The following is a 19,681-nucleotide window of genomic DNA, read 5'->3' on the forward strand; positions in this document are numbered from 1 at the left end:
AGCGATCGTTGTACCCACCAACGAGGAGATCCGATGTCCGCCGCCGCCCCTGTCCTCCCCCTTGCCCGGGAAGTCGTTCACAACCTGCGCGCGTCGCGCATCCGCGAGGTGGCCAATGCCGGCATCGGCCTCCCCGATGTGCTGCCGTTCTGGTTCGGCGAGTCGGACCAGGTCACGCCCGCGTTCATCCGGGACGCCGCCAGCCGCGCGCTGGCGGACGGCGCCACCTTCTACACGCACAACCTTGGCATTCCCGCGCTGCGCGAGGCGCTGGCCGCGTATGCGACCCGCCTGCATGGCGCCACCGCCGTCGACAACGTGGTGGTGACCAGCGCGGGCGTCAATGCGCTGATGCTCGCCGCGCAGCTTGTCGCGGGGCCCGGCGACCATGTGGTCGCGGTCACGCCGCTGTGGCCGAACCTTGTCGAGATTCCGCGCATTCTTGGCGCCACGGTGGAGACCGTGTCGCTCGACTATGGCGAGCAGGGATGGACGCTCGATGTGGACAAGCTGCTGAGCGCACTCAAGCCCGGCACGCGGGCGGTCATGATCAACTCGCCGAACAATCCCACGGGGTGGGTCATGCCGCGCGACGCGCAGCAGGTCGTGCTCGATCACTGCCGGCGCCATGGCATCTGGATCATTGCGGACGAGGTGTATGAGCGCTTGTATTACGGCCGCGCTTCCGGCGACAGTCTGACTGCGCCATCGTTCCTCGATATCGCCACGCGCGAGGAGCGCTTGATCAGCGTCAATTCGTTCTCGAAGGCATGGCTGATGACGGGGTGGCGCCTTGGATGGATGGTGCTGCCGTCGTCGCTGACCGCGGACCTCGGCAAGCTGATCGAGTACAACACGTCTTGCGCGCCGTCGTTCGTGCAGGAGGCGGGCGTGGTGGCTGTACGCGAGGGAGAGGCGTTCACGCGGGAACTGGTGGCGCGGACGAGGGCAGCGCGTGACCACCTCGTCGGCGCGCTGTCCACGCTGCCCGGCGTGGATGCCCGTGCGCCTGACGGTGCGATGTATGTGTTCTTCCGCTTCGATGGCGCCACCGACAGCCTGGAACTCTGCAAGCGCCTCGTGCGCGAGGCCCGCATCGGGCTGGCGCCGGGCAGTGCGTTCGGCGACGAGGGCGAGGGCTTCGTGCGGTGGTGCTATGCGTGCGATGTGGCGCGGCTCGACGAGGGAGTCGCGCGCCTGCGAAATTATCTGGGGCGATAGCGTCTTACGCCAGCCTTTGCTAACGGGCGGAGACCTCGACGGTCTCCTGCCACCATCCGCCGCCGAGCGCCTGCATCAACGCCGCCGTATCCGCCAGCCGGCTCGCACGCGCCTGCGCCAGATCGAGTGCCGCCTGCCGCGACTGGCGTTCGGCATCGAGCACGGTGAACTGGCTCACGCCCCCGAGCCGATACTGCTCGGACACGATCGCCAGCGTATCGCGCGTCTGCCGCGCGTTATCGGCGCGCGCCTGCAACGTCCCGGCATCGGCCTCGAGCGCGCGCAGCGAGTCGGCAACGTTCTGCAAGCCCTGCAACACCGCCTGCCGGTATGCCGCCAGGGATTGGTCATAGGCCGCCTCCGACGCGCGCTTCCTTGCCAGCAGCTCGCCGCCCCGAAACACAGGCTGCACGACACCCGCCGCCAGACTCCAGATATTCAGACTGTCGAACAAATCCCGCATGCGCGTCTCCTGCGTGCCCGCGCTCGCGCTGAGCGTGATCTGCGGATAGAGGTTCGCCGTGGCGACGCCAATGTTCGCGGAAGCCTCATGCAGCAGCGCTTCCGCGGCGCGGATATCGGGCCGGCGGCGCGCCAGCGTCGAAGGCAGGCTCACTGGCACGGTGTCGGGCAGATACAGTTCGTCGAGCCGGAACTCCGGGAGGCTCGCGTTGCCGGGCGTCTGGCCCGTGTACAAGGCGAGTTGATGACGCGCGGCATCGATCTGCTGCAAGAGGCCGGGGATCAGCGCCTGCGTCTGCGCAAGCTCGGCGCGCTGGCGTTGCACATCGACGCGCGCCACGCCGCCCGCCTTGAGTCGTTCCTCCATGATGCCGGCCTGCCGCCGTTGCGCTTCGGCAAGCGCCACCGTATCGGCCAGCTGCGCGCGCAGGCTGGCTTCCCGGATCGCCGTCGTCGTGACGTTCGCCGCTAGCGACAGGCGCGCCGCCTCGAGTTCATAGCGCTGGTAGTTGACCGCCGCGCGCAGCCCTTCGAGTTCGCGCCGCTGCCCGCCGAAAAGGTCGAGCACGTACGAGACCTGCACCGAAGCGCCGTACAGCGTGAACGGGCCAGGGTTTGGAAACGCGTCGATGCCGACGGACTTGATGTCGAACTGCTGGCGCGTGGCGTTGAACTTCGCATCGACGCTCGGGAACTGCGTCGCGCCCGTGCGCGCGGTCAGTGTCTCCTGCGCCTGACGCAGCCGCGCGCTCGCCTGCGCGAGCGTCGGGCTGTTCTCGAGCGCGCGGCGCACGGTGTCGTCGAGCGCCGGGTTGCGGAACAGCGTCCACCATTGCGCGGGCACGTCGCCTTCGGCGAACGTCTGCGCCTGCCCCTCGGCGGGGACTGTGCCCTGCGGCTGGGGGCCGGTCGTATAGCGGGCGTCGGAGGTGGACTCCGGCGCACGGAAGTCGGGGCCGACCGCGCAGCCGGAGACTGTCAGAACCGTGCAGCAAATGAGGAAGGTGCGCATCGCGAGCTCCATGCTCGTTAATCCAGCGTGCGCTTGTAGAAGCGCACCGCGATGGTCATCACGACGACCGTGAAGACGGCCATCGGCCATACGTTCGGCCACAGTTCGGTCCATCCGTTGCCCTTGAGCAGGATGCCGCGGATCAGCCGGTTGAAATAGGTCATCGGCAGCACGTTCCCGATCCACTGCGCCCACCGCGGCATGCCGACGAACGGGAACATGAAGCCCGATAGCAGGATGTTGGGCAGGAAGTAGAAGAACGTGAGCTGCACCGCCTGCAACTGGTTCTTCGCGAGCGAGGACAGCGTGATGCCGACCGTCAGGTTCGCGGCGATGAAGAGCAATGCGGCGAGGTACACGGCGATCACCGAGCCGAAGAACGGCACGGAGAACACCCAGTAGGCGGCGGCCAGGATGATCGTCGCCTGGATCAGGCCGATGAAGATATACGGCACGATCTTGCCCGAGATGACTTCCACGGGCTGCACGGGCGTGGCAAGCAGGTTCTCCATCGTGCCGCGCTCGCGTTCGCGCGTCATGGCGAGGCCCGTCATCATCACCATCGTCATGGTCAGGATCACGCCCATGAGGCCGGGCACGATGTTGTATTGCGTGATGCCTTCCGGGTTGTAGAGACGCTGCACGTCGACGTCGAATGCGGACTGGCCGCCGGCCAGCGGGGCGAGGGCGCCCTTCAGGTCCATGCGCGCGACGCTGTCGGGCAGGTTCGCCAGGGCGGCGAGGGCCGGGCCCGTTGCGGAAGGGTCGGTGGCGTCGGCTTCCACGAGCATCGCGGGGCGTTCCCCGCGGAGGAGCTTGCGCGTGAAGTCGGTGGGGATGGTCAGCACGAACTGCACGTCGCCGCGCATCAATGCTTCCCGGCCGGCGCGTTCGTCGGGCAGCGTGCGCACCACCTTGAAGTACGTCGTGTTCTCGAGGGCCGCGACGAACGATCGCGTGAAGTCGCTGTGCTCCGCGCTGATGACCGCGGTTGGCATGTGGCGTGGGTCCGAGTTGATAGCGAAGCCGAACAGCATCAGCTGGATGATCGGCAGGCCGACGATCATGCCGAACGTCACGCGGTCTCGTCGTAGCTGCAGGAACTCCTTCAGGACGATGCTCCACCAGCGTTGGACCGAGAACCGGTTGCGGGTGGGGCGCCGGGGTAGCGTCACAGCGGGCTTCGCCGCGGGCGTGGCTGACTTGCTCATGTCCGGTCCTTCTCGTCGGGCTCTACCTTGGCCTCTACGTTGGCCTCTACCTTGGCCCCGATCCTGGCCGTCCCCTTCGGCTGCGCGGCCATGTTGTCCCGCGCGCCGCTCATCATGTGGATGAACACGTCCTCGAGACTCGTGGGCGTCTGTTCGATGTGACGATTCGGGCCGGCAAGCTGCCGCAGCGTCTCGCCAAGCAGCGCGCCATCGCGCCCGGTGACATGCAGCGCGGTGCCGAACGCGACGGTCTGCTCGACGCCGGGCTTGCCCTGCAGCGCGGCCGACAGGCCTGCGAGGTCCTCGCCTTCGACGCTCCACGTGGCGAGGTGCTGGCTATCGACGACCTCCTGCGAGGTGCCCTGGGCGAGCAGCTTGCCGTACGCGATATAGGCGAGCTTGTGGCACCGTTCGGCTTCGTCCATGTAGTGGGTGCTGACCAGCACCGAGATGCCTCGCGCGGCGAGCTGATGCAGCTGCTCCCAGAAGTCGCGGCGCGCCTTGGGGTCGACGCCCGCCGTGGGTTCGTCGAGCAGCAATAGCCGCGGCTCGTGCAGCAGGCAGGCGGCCAATGCGAGGCGCTGTTTCCAGCCGCCCGACAGCGAGCCCGCGAGCTGGGCGGCGCGCGATTGCAGGCCGAGGTCTTCGAGCGCGCGGTCGACGGCGTCGCGCCGGTTTGGCATGTCGTACACGCGCGCCACGAAGTCGAGGTTTTCGCGGATCGACAGGTCTTCCCAATACGAGAATCGCTGGGTCATGTACCCGACGTTGCGCTTGATCTCGGCGGCGTCCTTGAGGATGTCGTAGCCAAGGCAGGTGCCGGAGCCCGAGTCGGGCGTCAGCAGCCCGCACATCATGCGGATGGATGTGGTCTTGCCGCTGCCGTTCGGGCCGAGGAAGCCAAAGATCTCGCCTCGCGCGACCTGCATCGAGAGGTCGTTGACGACGTGCTTGTCGCCGAAATGCTTGTTGAGGCCGTGGACGTCGATGGCGAGCTCCGGCGCGGAGGATGCGGCCGCGGTCATGAAGCGCGCACCTCGACGGGCTGGCCCGGATGGAGTCTGGGGGCATCGTCACGCGCGGGACGCGCCTCGATGAGGAACACGAGCTTGCGGCGCGTTTCGTTGCTGTAGATCACCGGCGGGGTGAACTCGGCCTCGTTGGACACGTATGTGATGGTGGCCGGCACGGGCGCCGGGCAGCCGTCGCAGACGATCTGCACGCGCTGCCCATTGCGGATCGACCCCACCGCGCCCTCGGGCACGAAGAACCGCACCTTGACGTTGCCTGGCGGCAGCATCCGCACGACCGGGCTGCCGGCGGGCACCCACTCGCCATTGCGAAACGGTGTGTCGTAGACAAGCCCGGCCTCGGTCGCGGCGACCGATTTGCGCGAGAGCTTCCATTCGGCCTGTGCCAGGGCGGCGCGGGCGGCCTGCACCTGTGCGGCCTGAGCGGCCAGTTGCGCGGTACGGCCCGGCAGGCGCGCGACATCGACGTCGCGCTGGATCTCGCGCACGCGCGCGGCATCGGACTCGGCGGTGGCGCGGCTCTCGTCCAGCTGCGCGCGCGAGATGCCGCCGATTTCGAATTGCGCTTCGTCGCGTTTGCGTTGTGCCGCGCTGCGGGTGGCTTGCGCCCGCGCTTGCACCAGCTGCGCCTGATTGACCGCGACTTCCACGGGTCGCTTGCCCGTTTGCATGTCCACGAGCTGCGCTTCGGCGACGCGCACCTGCTCGGCCGCCTGATCCCGCGCGGCGCGCTCGTCGTCGGACTCGAGCACGAACAGTGCCGCGCCTTTGTCGATTTGCTGCCCACGATCGACGGCGAGGCGGTCGAGGCGCCCGGCGAATGGGGACGCTACGGCGACGAACTCGCCTTCCACGTAGCCTTGCCAGCCGTTGGGGGGGTCGTTCGAGCAGGCCGCCAGTGCCAGTGCCGCGGCGGCTAGTGCCGTGGCGCGTGCGGCGGCGCGTGTGGCCGCGCGTGTGGCCGCGCGTGTGGCAGCGCGTGTGGCAGCGCGTGTGGCAGCGACCGCGCGCTGTGTCCGGGCGTTTGCGATGCGGGGGGAGAGGGTGGGCATGGGACGTTCTCCGGGCAGGGTTGGAGCATGGCGGGCTGGCGCACGGGGGCGGGGTTCGGCGTTGGCGTGGCGGCCGCCAATCAGCCCGGCGCGAGACCGCGGGACAGCAAGGCGCTGACGTGCCGCACGAGCGTGTCGGTGTCGATGGCCTCCGCGCCGGGCAGGCCGCGCCAGATATGCGTCGTCGCGAGCGGCAGCAGCGTCAGGCCGATCAGCGAGACCATCACGAGCGCGGGCTCCAGCGCGGGGTTGAGCTCACCCCGCTCGCGCGCGGCGGCGATCAAGCCCGTGACTAGCGCGCCGCGGCGCAGCGCGATGCGCTGCACCACACGCTCCCGCAACTGCCCCTCGGCGCCGACGATCTCCCTGATCCACAGCCCCGGCAGCCACGGGGTGGCCGCGGCTACGCGAATCAGCTGTGCCGCGAGCCCCGTCATCATCGTGACGACGTCGGGCCCGGGCCCACGGGCCGGCGCGGCACCGGAGGCCGCAGCGCCCGTCTCGGGCGGCATGCTCGGGAAGACCTGCTCCACCAGCGGCTGGAGCCGCTCGTCCACGACTGCATCGAGTAACTGGTCCCGATCCCGGAAGTAGTAGTGGACCAGCGCGGGCGTTACCCCTGCCTCGGCGGCGATGGCCTTGATAGGGGTGCCTGCCACGCCATGCCGCGAAAACAGCAGCGTCGCGGCATCCAGCAGCCGTTCGCGTGGCCCTCCGCCGTCGGTGTCGCCGTCCACGGCAGCCGGCCTTCCTGGCCCGCGCGCGGGGCGGCGGCCACGCACCCCGTGGGTGTCCTTCTTCATCGCCATCGTGCATTCCTGAAATCCATAAGGAATATTAATTTTTGAGTTAATTAATTCCAAGGACCGTTACAATGTCGGCGGAACGGCATGCCAGCGCGTTGAACGCACAGCGAGCCGGCCGCCGGTAGACATGTCACATACCCTTGGCTATGCTGCGTCCGCGAGGCCCAGAGGGGCTGGCTCCAACACCTCAACTCCGCACGGCGCGCCTCACGCTAAGGCGCGCTGGCATCTCCAGCTTGCACATGTCCTTGATTCGCATCGCTGCTGCCATGCTGGCGCTGGCTGCCTATGCCGCCGCGTTCGCGCAGGAGGCGCCAACCGTCAGCCCCACCGCGGCCGACCCGCTCGCCACGGCGCCCACGGAAAGCCCGTTTGCCTTCCACGGCCAGGCCACGTACGTCTGGCAACGCAAGCCCGCCTTCAACGCCGCGTACTCGGGCGAAAACAGCCTGACCGACGCGCGCGCCAAGAGCTATTCGTTCACGAGCACGCTCGACCTCGGCCTGCGGCTGTGGAAAGGCGCGGAGTTCCACTTCAACCCGGAAGTGTCGCAGGGCGTGCCGTTCTCCAATCTGCATGGCCTCGGCGGTCTCTCGAACGGCGAGCTGGCCAAGACGGCCAGCACGAGCCCGAAGTTCTACCGCGCCCGCGCATTCGTTCGTCAGACATGGGGGTTCGGCGGCGGGGAGGAAACGCTCGAGGAAGACTTCAACCAGTTCGCGCGGACCGTCGACAAGCAGCGGCTCGTGCTGACGGCCGGCAACTTCGGCGTGATCGACGTGTTCGACCAGAACCCGTACGGCTCGGACCCGCGCACGCAGTTCATGAACTGGTCGTTCCTCGCGCATGGGTCGTTCGATTACCCCGCCGACTCGCGCGGGTACGACTGGGGCTTCGCGCTCGAGTACGTCGGCGACGGCTGGTCCGCGCGGTATGGCCGCTTCCTGCTGCCGCTCGAGTCGAACGGCCGCGAACTGGACACGCGTATGTTCGACCACTACGGCGACGTGCTCGAACTCGAGAAACGCTACAGCATCGCGGGCAGGCCCGGACAGGCACGCGTGCTGCTATGGCGCAACAAGGCGAAGATGGGTGCGTTCACGGATGCGCTCGCCTATGGGCAGGCAAACAACGTCACGCCCGACGTTGGCGACGTGCGCCGCGAGCATGCGAAGGTTGGGGTGGGCGTCGCGTTCCTCCAGGAGGTCAACGACTCGCTCGGCGTATTCCTGCGCGCGAACTGGTCGGACGACAAGACGGAAACCTACGCGTTCACCGAAATCGGACGGCAGGTTGCGTTCGGCGGCACGCTGAAGGGCAAGGCGTGGGGGAGGGCGAAGGACGAGGTGGGCGTGGCCTTCGCGGCCAACATGCTCGGGCCGCATCACCGCGCGTATCTGGCCGCGGGCGGTCTTGGCGCGTTCCTCGGCGATGGCGCCCTGCGCTATGGGCCCGAGCAAGTGCTGGAGGTCTACTACAGCTTCGCGGTGTGGAAGACGCTGACGCTGTCGCCGGACTTCCAGTACATCCGCAATCCCGGCTACAACCGGGATCGCGGTCCGGCGAAGTTCTACGGCATCCGCGCGCACGCGGAGTTCTGAGCGCCCCCCTTATTGACGGGCCTCATTGACGCGCCTCATTGACGCGCCTCATTGGCGTGCCTCATTGGCGTGCCTCATTGGCGTGCATTGCGCCGGTTATCCGGCCACGGCGTATTGAAGTTCGTGCGGAACGGATTGATGTCGAGCCCGCCCCGGCGCGTATAACGCGCGTACACCGCGAGCTTCACCGGCTTGCACTGACGCTGGATATCCGTAAAGATTCGCTCGACACACTGCTCGTGGAACTCGTTGTGGTTGCGGAACGAGATCAGATACTTGAGCAGTCCTTCCTGATCGATCGGCGCCCCCACATAGCGGATCTGCACGCTGCCCCAGTCGGGCTGCCCCGTGACGAGGCAGTTCGACTTGAGCAGATGCGAGACCAGCGTCTCCTCGACCGGCGACTCGTCCTGCGCCGCGGACAGGAGAGACGGATCGGGTTCGTAGACATCGGTCTCGATGTCCAGGCGATCGAGCAGCAGGCCGTCCAGCTCGCCCATCTTCTGTTTGCCGAGGTCGGATTCGGTCACGAGTCGCACCTGCACGGTGCCGCCGGTGGCTTCCGACAGATCGTGATGCAGCAACTGCTGCACCGCTTCCGGCGATGCGATCTTGCTCTGGTTGAACGAATTCAGATAGAGCTTGAACGACTTCGACTCGACGATGTTCGGCGTGTCGGACGGAATGATGAAGCTCGCCAGCGCGACCTGCGGCTTGCCCTTCAGGTTCAGCCACGAGAGTTCGTACGCATTCCAGAGATCGACGCCGAAGAACGGCAGCGGCCGCCCCTCCGGCAGTCCGATCTCGGTCCGCTTGGGCTGCCGGGAAATGGGAAACAGCAGGCTCGGGTCATACTCGGTCTTGTAGGCCGAGGGTTTGCCGAGCGGCGAATGTTCTGGCTGGTTGGAAGGTTCGCTCATGATCGGGAGAGGAACAGCTTGTAGACGGGATTGTCGGTCTCATCCCAGTGTACGTAACCGAGCGTGGAAAGGAAGTCGCGGAACGCGCGCTTGTCGTTCTTCGGTACCTGGATGCCCACGAGGATGTTCGACGTATCGCCGCCCTGGTTCCGATAGTGGAACAGGCTGATATTCCAGTTCGGGCTCATGCTCGAGAGGAACTTCATCAGCGCGCCGGGGCGCTCGGGGAACTCGAAGCGGTACAGCAGTTCGTTGTCGGCTTCCGGCGAATGACCGCCGACCATGTAGCGGATATGCTGCTTGGCCAGTTCGTCGTTCGAGAGGTCGAGCGTGTCGAAGCCGTGGCGGCGGAAGTTCGCGGCCATCTTGTCGCTCTCCGCGCGGCTGGCGATCTGCACACCCACGAAGATATGCGCGGCCTTGCGGTCGGCGATGCGGTAGTTGAACTCGGTCACGCTGCGCGTGCCGACGATCTCGCAGAACCGGCGGAAGCTGCCGCGCTCCTCCGGAATCGTCACCGCGAACACCGCTTCGCGCGCCTCGCCCACTTCGGCGCGCTCGGCCACGAAGCGCAGCCGGTCGAAGTTCATGTTCGCGCCGCAGGCCACGGCCACGAGGTGCTGGCCCTTGAGCTTCTCTCGCGCGGCGTACGCCTTGAGGCCCGCCACGGCGAGCGCGCCGGCCGGCTCCAGGATCGAGCGCGTGTCCTGGAACACGTCCTTGACACCCGCGCAGATCGCGTCGGTATCCACCGTGATGATCTCGTCGACGAGTTCGCGCGTGATGCGGAAGGTTTCCTTGCCCACCAGCTTCACCGCGGTGCCGTCCGAGAACAGCCCGACTTCCTTGAGTTCCACGCGCTTGCCGGCCTCGACCGAACGCTTCATCGCGTCGGAATCCGTCGTCTGCACGCCGATGACCTTGATCTCCGGCCGCACGGCCTTGACGTACGAGGCCACGCCCGAGATCAGGCCGCCGCCGCCGATCGCCACGAAGATGGCATGGATCGGCCCCGGATGCTGGCGCAGGATTTCCATCGCGATGGTGCCCTGCCCCGCGATGACCTCCGGATCGTCGAACGGATGGATGAACGTGAGCTTGTGCTTCTTCTCGAGTTCGGCAGCGTGGTTGTACGCGTCGCTGTACGACTCGCCGTGCAGCACGATCTGCACCCACTCGCCGCCACGCTCGCGTACGGCGTCGATCTTGACTTGCGGGGTGGTGGTCGGCATCGCGATGATGGCCTTGCACTGCAGGCGCGCCGCGGACATCGCCACGCCTTGCGCGTGGTTGCCGGCCGAGGCCGCAATGACGCCGCGCTTGAGTTCCTCGGGCGTCAGTGACGCCATCTTGTTGTAAGCGCCCCGAATCTTGAACGAGAAGACCGGCTGGGTGTCCTCGCGCTTGAACCAGACCGCATTGTTCGTGCGGGCGGAAAGGTCGTGCGCGTAGGTCAGTTCGGTTTCCTGGGCCACGTCATATACCTTGGCGGTCAGGATCTTCTTGAGATAGTCGGGATGGGCGGACTTGGCGGGCTTGGCGGACGGGCGGGTCATGTTGGGGCCACAGCAAAAAAAGCCGGAAAAATCGGCGGAAACCGCCAATGATAATGGATGGCGCCCGTTCGCTGCCCACCGACCCCCGGCCGGCGGGCAATACCGGGGTGTTGCGGGCGTCACTGGCTGGCCGCGCGGTGGCGTGTAGGACAGCGCCCGGTGGCGGCTCGTCACATCCCCGTGCTACGGTAATTGCGATGTCTTCGCTATCTCTGATCGAACCCGATACCGCGCTGTTTCTTGACTTCGACGGCACGCTGGCCGACCTCGCCCCGCGCCCCGAACTGGTGCGCGTGGAGCCCGAACTGGTTGCCACCCTGACGACGCTGCATCGATGGCTGGACGGCGCGCTCGCCGTCATCTCGGGCCGGCCCGTCGCCGAGCTCGACCATTTCCTGCAGCCACTGCGCCTGCCCGCGGCGGGTGTCCATGGCGCCGAATTCCGCAATATCGGCGAACACCTCATCACCCCCCCGTCGCCCGACATCAGCCTGCTGATGCCCCAGCTGGAGGCGCTCGTCCGGCGGCATCCCGGGCTACGGCTCGAAGACAAGACCATCGCGGTCGCCATCCACTACCGGCAGGCACCCGAGCTCGAGCCGCTCGTGCGCGCCGCCGTGGCCGATGTGCTGCGCGATGCCACGGGCCTCGAGGCGTTGCCCGGCAAGATGGTCGTCGAGATCAAGCCTGCCGGCGTGGACAAGGGCGGGGCGATCGCCTCGTTCATGCGCATGCCGCCCTTCGCGGGACGCCGCCCGGTGTTCGCGGGCGACGACGTCACGGACGAAGCGGGATTCGCGGTCGTTGGCGAACTCGGCGGCACCGGCGTGCTCGTGGGCCAGCGCGCGAGCGCGGCCAGCGTGAGCGTGACGGGTCCCGCCGCGCTCCGCGACTGGCTCCATCGCTCGGCGCGCGCCGCGTCCGTCTCCGTGCAGGATATCGATTCCGGTTCCACCCCTTCACACCGACTCTAAGGGAGGATTCGCTGTGAGCCATTCCCATATCTCGTCGGGCGGACCTGCCCATGTCCCCGCCGACGCCACCACGACGTTCGAAGCCGGAGCCGACAAGGCCGCCGGCAGGACGGCGAACCAGACCGCGGACGAGCGGGCGGCCAGCGCCGCGATCAGCGCGAGCATCGCCTCGGAATCGGCGGTGAACGTCGATCGCGACTGCTCGAGCCGCGTCGCCGATGCCTCGCTCTCGCTCGGCATGATCGGCAATTGCGCGTTCTCCGCGCTCGTCGATGGCCGTGGCCGAATCGTCTGGATGTGCCTGCCGCGTTTCGACGGCGACCCCGTCTTCAACGCGCTGCTGGACCCGAGCGAGAACGCCGGGCATTTCTCGATCGAGATCGAGGACTTCCAGGAAGCGACGCAGTGGTACGAGCCGAATACGGCGATCCTTCGCACGCGGCTGATCGACAAGCATGGCAACTGCCTGGAGATCACCGATTTCGCGCCGCGCTTCTTCAGGCTCGGGCGCTATTTCCGTCCCATCACGCTCGTGCGCCGCATTCGTCCGGTGCGCGGCGCGCCTCGCGTGCGCGTCAACGTGGCGCCGCGCTTCCAGTGGGGACGCATCAAGCCGGAGATCACGCGCGGCAGCAGCCATGTGCGCTATATCGGCGATGGCACCACGCTGCGCATGACGACCGACGCGCCGCTCGCGTACGTGATGTCGAACACGCCGTTCCTCGTCACGCGCGGGTACAACTTCATCCTCGGTCCCGACGAGACCCTTGCCGGGGGCGTGGAAGAGACCGCCCGCGACTTCGAGCAGGAGACCACCTCGTACTGGCGCCTGTGGACGCGTCGGCTCGCGGTGCCCCGCGAATGGCAGGATGCGGTGATCCGCGCCGCCATCACGCTCAAGCTCTCGCTGTACGAGGAAACCGGCGCCATCGTCGCCGCGATGACGACGAGCATTCCCGAGGCGCCGGGCAGCGGCCGCAACTGGGACTACCGCTACTGCTGGCTGCGTGACGCCTTCTTCGTCGTCCGCGCGCTCAACAGCCTGTCCGAAGTCGGCACGATGGAGGACTACCTGCGATGGCTGTCCAACGTGGTCATGCAATCGCAGGACGGACACATCCAGCCGCTCTATGGCATTGGCCTCGAGCGCGAATTGCCGGAAAGCATCCTCGACCATCTGTGCGGCTATCGCAGCATGGGTCCGGTGCGCGTGGGCAATCAGGCGCAGGAGCACTTCCAGCACGACGTGTACGGCAACGTGGTGCTCGGCGCCGCGCAGGCCTTCCATGACCATCGGCTGCTGCATCGCGGCGGCCTCGCCGAATTCCAGCGGCTCGAGGATGTCGGCGAGCAGGCGGTGCGCGTGTTCGGCACGCCCGATGCGGGCATGTGGGAGCTGCGCACCCGCGCGCGCGTCCATACATCGTCCGCGCTGATGAGCTGGGCCGCGTGCGATCGCCTCGCGAAGATCGCGCTCAAGCTCGAACAGCCGGCGCGCGCGGCGTACTGGGGCGACCATGCGGATCGCATGAAGACGCAGATCCTCGCCGAGTCGTGGTCCGAGTCGCGGCAGGCCTTCGCCGAGAGCTTCGGCGGCAAGGAGCTCGATGCGAGCGTGCTGCTGATGGCCGAGGTCAACTTCATCGACCCGCGCGACCCGCGCTTCGTGTCCACGGTGAAGGCGCTGGAAGATTCGCTGTGCGACGGGCCCTATATGCGCCGTTACGAAGCGCCGGACGACTTCGGCAAGCCCGAGACCGCGTTCAACATCTGCACGTTCTGGCGCATCGACGCGCTGGCGCGTATCGGCCGCCGCGAGGAAGCGCGCGAGATTTTCGAGGCGATGCTCGCCGCGCGCAATCCGCTGGGGCTGCTCTCCGAGGACACGCATCCCGTGACCGGCGAGATGTGGGGCAATTTCCCGCAGACGTATTCGATGGTGGGGTTGATCAACGGTGCCATGCGGCTATCCGCGCCATGGGACAGCGTGATCTGACGCCATCAGCCCGAAGCCTCCCTGGGCCAACAATAAAACGGGGGCAACAGCAGTGAAGTAGCGATCGAAACAGCAAACAGCCAATGGGAAGACTTGTAGCGGTATCCAACCGGGTCGCCGATCCGCGCAACCACGCGGCGGGCGGCCTTGCCGTCGCGCTTTCGGAGGCATTGTCGAAGACGGGCGGTTTGTGGTTCGGATGGAGCGGCAAGGCCGTCGATGCGAATCAGGGCGGCACGCCGGGCGAGGGCGAACTCCATCTGCAGCAGGCCGGAAACGTGACGCTGGCCACCGTGGACCTGAGCCGCGAGGACTATGACGCCTACTACCTCGGGTACAGCAACGGCGTGCTCTGGCCGGTGTTCCACTACCGGCTCGATCTCGCGGATTTCGACTCGGGCGGCAATCTCAACAGCTATCGGCGCGTAAACCAGTTGTTCGCGCGCAAGCTCGCGCCGCTGCTGAAGCCCGATGACGTGATCTGGATCCACGACTATCACCTGATTCCGCTCGCGGCGGAGTTGCGGGCGATCGGGTGCGGGCAGCGGATCGGGTTCTTCCTGCATATTCCGCTGCCGCCGCCGCTGATCCTCGCGGCCATTCCGCAGCACGAATGGCTGATGCGCGCGATGTTCGCGTACGACCTCATCGGGTTTCAGAGCCAGGCCGATGTCGATCACTTCGCGCGGTATGCGCAGGACGAGGCGGGCGCGGAGCCGATGGGCGAGTACCGCTTCCGCGCGTTCCATCGCACGGTCCGCGCGCAGGCGTTCCCGATCGGGATCGACGTCGACGAGTTTATCGAACTCGGCAAGGGTGACGATTCGCGCGAGACCTACGAGATGATGCGCGGGCAGTATGCGCGGCGGCGCCTGCTGCTGGGCATCGACCGGCTCGACTATTCCAAGGGACTGCCGCAGCGGCTCAAGGCGTTCCAGACCTTGCTGGCGGAATATCCGGAGAACCGCTCCAGCGCCACCCTGATCCAGATCGCGGCGCCGTCGCGGGAGTCCGTGGATGCGTATGCCGATCTGCGTCGGGACATGGAGGGCATCACGGGCGCGATCAACAGCGAGTACGGCGAACTCGACTGGATGCCTGTGCGGTACATCCATCGTTCGACCGCGCGCAAGCGATTGCCGGGCCTCTGCCGCGCGAGCAGCGTGGCCCTGGTGACGCCGCTGCGCGACGGCATGAACCTCGTCGCGAAGGAGTTCATCGCCGCGCAGGACCCGGACGACCCGGGCGTCCTGGTGTTGTCGCGGTTCGCGGGGGCGGCGGAACAGTTGAAGGAAGCGCTGCTCGTGAACCCTTACGACACGCGCGCCACGGCGCAGGCGATCCAGCAGGCGCTGCACATGCCACTGACCGAACGCCGTTCGCGGCATCAGCGTTTGCTTGAACGCATTCGCGAGCAGGACGTTCACTGGTGGAGCGCGGAGTTCCTGCGCGCGTTGGCGGAGACGGAGAACGTCTGAGGGGCGGGGCGTTAGCTCAGGTTGCCCGGTAGGTCGCCGGGAACGTCGATATCGCGAAACGCCCCGTCGTCCTCGGTGAGGATGCGCGTCACGGGCTGCGTCTTCAGCAGCGCGCGTGCCCCCTCGTCGCCCTCGAGCTTCAGTAGTTCGTCGCGCCACGCGGCGCCAAAGCCCACGGGGTGCCCGCGCTTGCCATCGCGCCATGGCGCGGCGATGGTGTCGGGCGCCGTGTTGGGCGCAGTAATGGTCAGCGCCACCGCGCGGACGAGTTCGATCGATAGCCACGGCATGTCCGCGAGCGCCACGACCCAGCCGCGCGCATCGGGCGTGGCCGCGACCGCGTCGCGCAAGGCGGCGCCCATGCCCGACTCGGCGGCGGCGCTCTCGATCACGCGGCAGCCCGCGTGCCGCAATTGCGCGGCAAGTTCATCGTGTCCGGGCCGCACCACCGCGACCGTTGCGGGCAGGGCCACCGCGAGCGTGCGCGCGCTGCGCCACGCTACCGTGCGTCCGTCGCGCATGGTCTGCAGCAGCTTGTTGCGTACGCCAGCGGGATCGAACCGGCGGCCGTAGCCCGCGGCCAGCAGCACGCCGGTGGGCAGGTCGCCCGTCGTGAGCGGGCCCCCGCTCATGTCATCCCCCTCATGCCATCCTCGTCATGAATGCACTGCCGGCGTAGTCGGGGCGGGTTGGGCTTCGCCCTCGGGCGAGATCGGGCAAGCCGCCTCGCCGGCCGCAATCTCGCGCGCCGCCTTGGCGCCTTCGACCTGCAGGATATCGGGCAGCGACACGTGATTCTTCGCCGCGATCACCTCGGCGAGGATTGAGATCGCGATCTCGGGCGGCGTGCGGCTGCCGATATAGATGCCTACCGGCCCATGCAGCCGAGCCAGTTCCGCGTCCGTGACATCGAACTCCTTGAGCCGCTCGCGCCGCGCCTGATTGTTGCGGCGCGAGCCGAGCGCGCCGACGTAGAAGGCCGGCGTGTGCAACGCTTCCATCAGCGCCAGGTCGTCGAGCTTGGGGTCATGCGTGAGCGCAATCACGGCGCAACGCTCGTCGAGCCGCATCGCCAGGACGGTATCGTCCGGCATGGTCCGGACCATCGTCACGCCGGGGATGTCCCACGTCTCGGTATATTCCTCGCGCGGATCGCACACGGTGACCTGAAAGCCGAGGCCCACCGAAATCTGGCACAGGTACTTCGACAACTGCCCGGCACCGATGACGAGCATGCGATACCGCGGTCCGTGAATCGTCGTGAGCGTCCCGGCCTCGAACGCGAGGCCGTCGGTCACCGCGGCGGGGCCCAGCGTCGCGACCCCCGTCGCCATGTCGAGGCGGCGCGACACCAGACGCCCCGCCTCCACCGCGGCGAGCAGCTCCGCGATCCCGCTCTTCGCCGACAACGGCTCCGTTACGAGCTCGATGGTCCCGCCACACGGCAGGCCAAACCGATGCGCCTCTTCGGCGCTGATCCCGTACTTGACCGATTCCGGCCGATCGCTGCGAATGCCTTCGCGCCGCACGCGGTCGATGATGTCATCCTCGATGCAGCCGCCCGAGACGGAACCCACCACCAGGCCATCGTCCCGCACCGCGAGCATCGCGCCTTCGGGCCGCGGCGACGAGCCCCACGTCCGCACCACCGTCACGAGCAGTACGCGATGGCCTTCCGCCTGCCATCGCACGCTGCTCTTCAGGGCTTCGAGATCCACGCTGTCCATGATCGCTTCTGCTTCCCTTCCTGTTGCTGTTCCTGTTGCTCTTGCTGCCCGGCGTTATCCGCATCGTCGGCGCCACCGGTCACCACCTCGGTAAAGCGCGCGAAGAAAGTATCCGCCATCTTGCGCGCGGCTGCATCGACGAGCCGCGACCCGATTTGCGCGATCTTGCCGCCGACCTGCGCCTGCACCGCATAGGTGAGCAGCGTGGCATCGCCGTCCGGCGCGAGCGAAACCCGCGCCACGCCCTTGCCGAAGCCGGCCGCGCCGCCCTGGCCATCGAACGCGATGGTATAGCTTTCCGGCGCCTGAATATCCTGTAGCGCCATACGGCCTTTGAAACGGGCTTTCACAGGCCCGACGGCCGCCGTCATCGCGAGCTGCCACGCATTCTCGCCATCGGGCTCGATGCTCTCACATCCCGGGATGCATTGCCTGAGCAGCTCAGGATCGTTCAGCGCGGCCCATGCGATGTCGCGCGGCACGGGCAGCCGCTGGGTCTGGTTCATTTCCATGTCGTCCCCTCGAAGTTGGTCTGGCCCGGGTGGCCCTTGGTATGGGGTCGCCAGCCGGGCGCGTTGTCGGCAAGCAGCGTCTCCAGCTGCAGCAGGCTGTCGAGATTGTGCGCGGCACGCAGCACATCGACGTGCGGCAGAATGGCCTGCACGCCCCGCGCCTGTGGCGAGAAGCCCGCGTACCGCAGCAGCGGGTTGAGCCACACGATGCGGTGGGCGAAGCGCGCGAGCCGCGCCATCTCCGCATCGAGCAGATCGATGTCCTCCAGGTCGATCCCATCGGTGACCAGCAGCACGGTCGCGCGGCCCGACAGCGTACGGCGGGCCCAGTGCCGGTTGAACTCGGCCAGCGCGGTACCGATGCGCGTGCCGCCGGCCCAGTCGCGGACCTGTCCGGTGATCAGGCCGACCGCATCGTCGGGGTCGCGCTCGCGCAGCGCGCGGGTGACGTTGGTCAGGCGCGTGCCGAACAGGAACACGTGCATGCGCTCGCGCGATTGCATCAGCGCGTGGCAGAAATAGAGCACCGCGCGCGAGTACTGGCTCATCGAGCCCGAGATATCGAGCAGCAGCACGATGGGCGCCTTGCGCTCGGCCTGCTGGCGGTATTTCCAGCGCAGCCATTCGCCATGCTGCCGCACCGCCAGCCTTGCGCTGGCGCGCAGGTCGGCGTGCGTGCCGTGCGCGGCCGCGCGCAGCCGCCGTGTGCGTTGCAGGCCGAGATGCGCGTGGCGTGTGCGGATGAGGCGCTGCAGTGCGCGCCATTCCTCGGCATCGAGCGTCTCGAAGTCCCGTTCCGCGAGCCGTTCGTGCGCGGAGAACGTCAGCGCCACGGCGACGCGCTCCTCGGACACGGATGGCGGGGTCTTCTCGGGCCCTGGCGTGCGCGCGGCGAGCGCATCGGCCAGACGGTTGCTGCGGGCCGGGGGCGGCGCGCCCGCATCGATGCGCGGCAACAGCAGCGCGCGGAGCTTGCCTTCCCAGTCGGGGTCGCGCCAGAACAGGTCGAACGCCGCGTCGAACAGCGGGCGCTGGTCGGGGCCGGAGAGCGTCAGGGCTGCAAGCGCCGCGCGAACCTCGTCGCGCTGGCCGATATCGATATGGCGCAGCGCGTCGAGCGCATCCACCGCGTGCGCGGGGGAGAGCCCGAACCCCGCATCGCGCAGCAGGCGCATGAAATGCGTGACGTTGCGGGCGAGCATCGGCAGGGCAATGCCCTCGCGCATCGTCATGACGCGGGCTGCGACAACAACTCGGCTACAGTCGGTCCGTCCGCGCGCGCCAGGTCGTCCTGGTACTTGAGCAGGACGCCGAGCGTATCGCGTACGGACTGCGGATCGAGTTCCGTCACGCCGAGCGCCGCGAGCGCGCGGCACCAGTCGATGGCCTCGGCGATGCCGGGCGCCTTGAACAGATCGATCCGGCGCAACCGGTGCACGAAGTCGATCGCCTGCCGCTGCAGCGCGGCGGCGGCCTCCGGCGCGCGCGCCGCCACGATCCGCAACTCGCGCTCGCGGCCCGGATATCCCATCCATTGGTAGAGACACCGGCGCTTCAGCGCGTCATGCACCTCGCGCGTGCGATTGGACGTGCAGACGATCAACGGCGGCCGCTCGGCGCGCACCGTGCCGATCTCGGGAATCGATACCTGATAGTCGGCGAGCACCTCGAGCAAGAACGCCTCGAACGGTTCGTCCGCGCGGTCGATCTCGTCGATCAGCAGCACGCGCGGTACGTGCGGCGCGGCCGGGTCGGGCAGCAGCGATTCCAGCAGCGGCCGCTTGAGCAGAAAGTCGTCGTGATACAGCGACTGCTGCGCGGGCCGCTCGCCGCGCGCTTCCGCCAGCCGCAGCGCCATAATCTGGCGCGGATAGTCCCACTCGTACAGCGCGCTCGCGACATCGAGCCCCTCATAGCACTGGAGTCGCAGCAGTCGCGTGCCGAGCCCGTCCGCCATCGCCTGGGCGAGCGCGGTCTTGCCGACGCCGGGCTCGCCCTCGAGGAACAGCGGCCGCTGCATGCGCAGCGCGAGGTAGACCACGGTGGCCGTCTCGCGATCCGCAAAGTACTGCTGGCGCGCAAGCAGCGCGATCGTGTCGTCGATGGAGGCGGGCAGCATGAT

Annotated in this window: 17 protein-coding genes; 5 read left to right on the forward strand and 12 right to left on the reverse strand. The window is 67.6% G+C overall.

Annotated elements, in window-relative coordinates; translation table 11 throughout:
- The first annotated feature begins 33 nt into the window (after positions 1-33).
- Positions 34-1,221 carry a pyridoxal phosphate-dependent aminotransferase gene (locus KHP16_RS01445; protein ID WP_211959468.1) on the forward strand — a complete coding sequence of 396 codons (1,188 nt, stop codon included), beginning with the start codon at positions 34-36 and terminating at the stop codon, positions 1,219-1,221.
- Positions 1,222-1,240: 19 nt separating this feature from the next.
- On the opposite strand, the gene KHP16_RS01450 is transcribed toward KHP16_RS01445, so the two are convergent.
- The 5 genes from KHP16_RS01450 to KHP16_RS01470 all read right to left on the reverse strand — a co-directional run bounded on the left by KHP16_RS01450 (position 1,241) and on the right by KHP16_RS01470 (position 6,798).
- Positions 1,241-2,695 (reverse strand): efflux transporter outer membrane subunit, encoded by a 1,455-nt coding sequence (locus KHP16_RS01450; RefSeq protein WP_211959469.1) that lies wholly within the window; start codon positions 2,693-2,695, stop codon positions 1,241-1,243.
- A 17-nt stretch (positions 2,696-2,712) separates the two neighbouring features.
- Complete coding sequence (locus tag KHP16_RS01455) at positions 2,713-3,906, reverse strand: ABC transporter permease (RefSeq protein ID WP_211959470.1); 1,194 nt, start codon at positions 3,904-3,906, stop codon at positions 2,713-2,715.
- The gene (locus KHP16_RS01460) at positions 3,903-4,931 is read right to left on the reverse strand and encodes an ABC transporter ATP-binding protein (RefSeq protein ID WP_211959471.1); all 1,029 of its coding nucleotides are present in this window, start codon (positions 4,929-4,931) and stop codon (positions 3,903-3,905) included. Before KHP16_RS01460 ends, KHP16_RS01455 begins: the two co-directional genes overlap by 4 nt.
- Positions 4,928-5,989, reverse strand: coding sequence for an HlyD family secretion protein (locus KHP16_RS01465; protein WP_211959472.1), 1,062 nt, complete (start codon positions 5,987-5,989; stop codon positions 4,928-4,930). The genes KHP16_RS01460 and KHP16_RS01465 overlap by 4 nt, the downstream gene beginning before the upstream one ends.
- An 80-nt stretch (positions 5,990-6,069) precedes the next feature.
- On the reverse strand, positions 6,070-6,798 hold the full coding sequence (locus tag KHP16_RS01470; protein WP_244835615.1) for a TetR/AcrR family transcriptional regulator: 729 nt from the start codon (positions 6,796-6,798) through the stop codon (positions 6,070-6,072).
- A gap of 239 nt (positions 6,799-7,037) precedes the next feature.
- Between KHP16_RS01470 and KHP16_RS01475 the strand changes: the two genes are divergently transcribed.
- Positions 7,038-8,396, forward strand: a complete 1,359-nt coding sequence (locus KHP16_RS01475; RefSeq protein WP_109582130.1) for a carbohydrate porin — start codon at positions 7,038-7,040, stop codon at positions 8,394-8,396.
- A gap of 74 nt (positions 8,397-8,470) precedes the next feature.
- Here KHP16_RS01475 and queF read toward each other — a convergent pair whose 3' ends face one another.
- Together queF and ilvA are read right to left on the reverse strand one after the other, a co-directional pair.
- Positions 8,471-9,316 (reverse strand): NADPH-dependent 7-cyano-7-deazaguanine reductase QueF, encoded by an 846-nt coding sequence (gene queF / locus KHP16_RS01480; protein WP_109582129.1) that lies wholly within the window; start codon positions 9,314-9,316, stop codon positions 8,471-8,473.
- Positions 9,313-10,872, reverse strand: coding sequence for a threonine ammonia-lyase, biosynthetic (ilvA, locus tag KHP16_RS01485; RefSeq protein WP_109582128.1), 1,560 nt, complete (start codon positions 10,870-10,872; stop codon positions 9,313-9,315). Before ilvA ends, queF begins: the two co-directional genes overlap by 4 nt.
- A gap of 197 nt (positions 10,873-11,069) precedes the next feature.
- Between ilvA and otsB the strand changes: the two genes are divergently transcribed.
- From otsB to otsA, 3 genes are all read left to right on the forward strand, one after another.
- Complete coding sequence (gene otsB / locus KHP16_RS01490) at positions 11,070-11,846, forward strand: trehalose-phosphatase (RefSeq protein ID WP_211959473.1); 777 nt, start codon at positions 11,070-11,072, stop codon at positions 11,844-11,846.
- A gap of 238 nt (positions 11,847-12,084) precedes the next feature.
- Positions 12,085-13,842, forward strand: a complete 1,758-nt coding sequence (locus tag KHP16_RS01495) for a glycoside hydrolase family 15 protein (RefSeq protein WP_109582785.1) — start codon at positions 12,085-12,087, stop codon at positions 13,840-13,842.
- Positions 13,843-13,925: 83 nt separating this feature from the next.
- The gene (gene otsA, locus KHP16_RS01500) at positions 13,926-15,320 is read left to right on the forward strand and encodes an alpha,alpha-trehalose-phosphate synthase (UDP-forming) (RefSeq protein WP_115953811.1); all 1,395 of its coding nucleotides are present in this window, start codon (positions 13,926-13,928) and stop codon (positions 15,318-15,320) included.
- A gap of 11 nt (positions 15,321-15,331) precedes the next feature.
- On the opposite strand, the gene KHP16_RS01505 is transcribed toward otsA, so the two are convergent.
- Genes KHP16_RS01505 through KHP16_RS01525 form a run of 5 tightly spaced genes read right to left on the reverse strand, consistent with a single transcriptional unit; the run spans position 15,332 to position 19,678 of the window.
- Positions 15,332-15,952, reverse strand: a complete 621-nt coding sequence (locus KHP16_RS01505; protein WP_211959474.1) for a nucleotidyltransferase family protein — start codon at positions 15,950-15,952, stop codon at positions 15,332-15,334.
- Positions 15,953-15,976: 24 nt separating this feature from the next.
- Positions 15,977-17,047, reverse strand: a complete 1,071-nt coding sequence (locus tag KHP16_RS01510; protein WP_121491990.1) for an XdhC family protein — start codon at positions 17,045-17,047, stop codon at positions 15,977-15,979.
- A complete protein-coding gene (locus tag KHP16_RS01515; protein WP_109582123.1) occupies positions 17,020-17,559 on the reverse strand; it encodes a CoxG family protein in 540 nt (179 codons plus the stop codon). The genes KHP16_RS01510 and KHP16_RS01515 overlap by 28 nt, the downstream gene beginning before the upstream one ends.
- On the reverse strand, positions 17,550-18,791 hold the full coding sequence (locus KHP16_RS01520; RefSeq protein ID WP_244835616.1) for a vWA domain-containing protein: 1,242 nt from the start codon (positions 18,789-18,791) through the stop codon (positions 17,550-17,552). Before KHP16_RS01520 ends, KHP16_RS01515 begins: the two co-directional genes overlap by 10 nt.
- Positions 18,788-19,678 carry an AAA family ATPase gene (locus tag KHP16_RS01525; RefSeq protein ID WP_211959475.1) on the reverse strand — a complete coding sequence of 297 codons (891 nt, stop codon included), beginning with the start codon at positions 19,676-19,678 and terminating at the stop codon, positions 18,788-18,790. Before KHP16_RS01525 ends, KHP16_RS01520 begins: the two co-directional genes overlap by 4 nt.
- Between the last annotated feature and the right edge of the window lie 3 nt (positions 19,679-19,681).

Source organism: Cupriavidus plantarum (genome assembly GCF_905397285.1).
Lineage (GTDB): Bacteria > Pseudomonadota > Gammaproteobacteria > Burkholderiales > Burkholderiaceae > Cupriavidus > Cupriavidus plantarum.

What these genes read in the sequence shown, in the direction of transcription:
- KHP16_RS01445 (WP_211959468.1), top strand. Translation starts at nt 34, where the DNA reads ATGTCCGCCGCCGCCCCTGTCCTCCCCCTTGCCCGGGAAGTCGTTCAC.
- KHP16_RS01450 (WP_211959469.1), bottom strand. Translation starts at nt 2,695, where the DNA reads ATGCGCACCTTCCTCATTTGCTGCACGGTTCTGACAGTCTCCGGCTGC.
- KHP16_RS01455 (WP_211959470.1), bottom strand. Translation starts at nt 3,906, where the DNA reads ATGAGCAAGTCAGCCACGCCCGCGGCGAAGCCCGCTGTGACGCTACCC.
- KHP16_RS01460 (WP_211959471.1), bottom strand. Translation starts at nt 4,931, where the DNA reads ATGACCGCGGCCGCATCCTCCGCGCCGGAGCTCGCCATCGACGTCCAC.
- KHP16_RS01465 (WP_211959472.1), bottom strand. Translation starts at nt 5,989, where the DNA reads ATGCCCACCCTCTCCCCCCGCATCGCAAACGCCCGGACACAGCGCGCG.
- KHP16_RS01470 (WP_244835615.1), bottom strand. Translation starts at nt 6,798, where the DNA reads ATGGCGATGAAGAAGGACACCCACGGGGTGCGTGGCCGCCGCCCCGCG.
- KHP16_RS01475 (WP_109582130.1), top strand. Translation starts at nt 7,038, where the DNA reads ATGTCCTTGATTCGCATCGCTGCTGCCATGCTGGCGCTGGCTGCCTAT.
- queF (WP_109582129.1), bottom strand. Translation starts at nt 9,316, where the DNA reads ATGAGCGAACCTTCCAACCAGCCAGAACATTCGCCGCTCGGCAAACCC.
- ilvA (WP_109582128.1), bottom strand. Translation starts at nt 10,872, where the DNA reads ATGACCCGCCCGTCCGCCAAGCCCGCCAAGTCCGCCCATCCCGACTAT.
- otsB (WP_211959473.1), top strand. Translation starts at nt 11,070, where the DNA reads ATGTCTTCGCTATCTCTGATCGAACCCGATACCGCGCTGTTTCTTGAC.
- KHP16_RS01495 (WP_109582785.1), top strand. Translation starts at nt 12,085, where the DNA reads ATGATCGGCAATTGCGCGTTCTCCGCGCTCGTCGATGGCCGTGGCCGA.
- otsA (WP_115953811.1), top strand. Translation starts at nt 13,926, where the DNA reads ATGGGAAGACTTGTAGCGGTATCCAACCGGGTCGCCGATCCGCGCAAC.
- KHP16_RS01505 (WP_211959474.1), bottom strand. Translation starts at nt 15,952, where the DNA reads ATGAGCGGGGGCCCGCTCACGACGGGCGACCTGCCCACCGGCGTGCTG.
- KHP16_RS01510 (WP_121491990.1), bottom strand. Translation starts at nt 17,047, where the DNA reads ATGGACAGCGTGGATCTCGAAGCCCTGAAGAGCAGCGTGCGATGGCAG.
- KHP16_RS01515 (WP_109582123.1), bottom strand. Translation starts at nt 17,559, where the DNA reads ATGGAAATGAACCAGACCCAGCGGCTGCCCGTGCCGCGCGACATCGCA.
- KHP16_RS01520 (WP_244835616.1), bottom strand. Translation starts at nt 18,791, where the DNA reads ATGACGATGCGCGAGGGCATTGCCCTGCCGATGCTCGCCCGCAACGTC.
- KHP16_RS01525 (WP_211959475.1), bottom strand. Translation starts at nt 19,678, where the DNA reads ATGCTGCCCGCCTCCATCGACGACACGATCGCGCTGCTTGCGCGCCAG.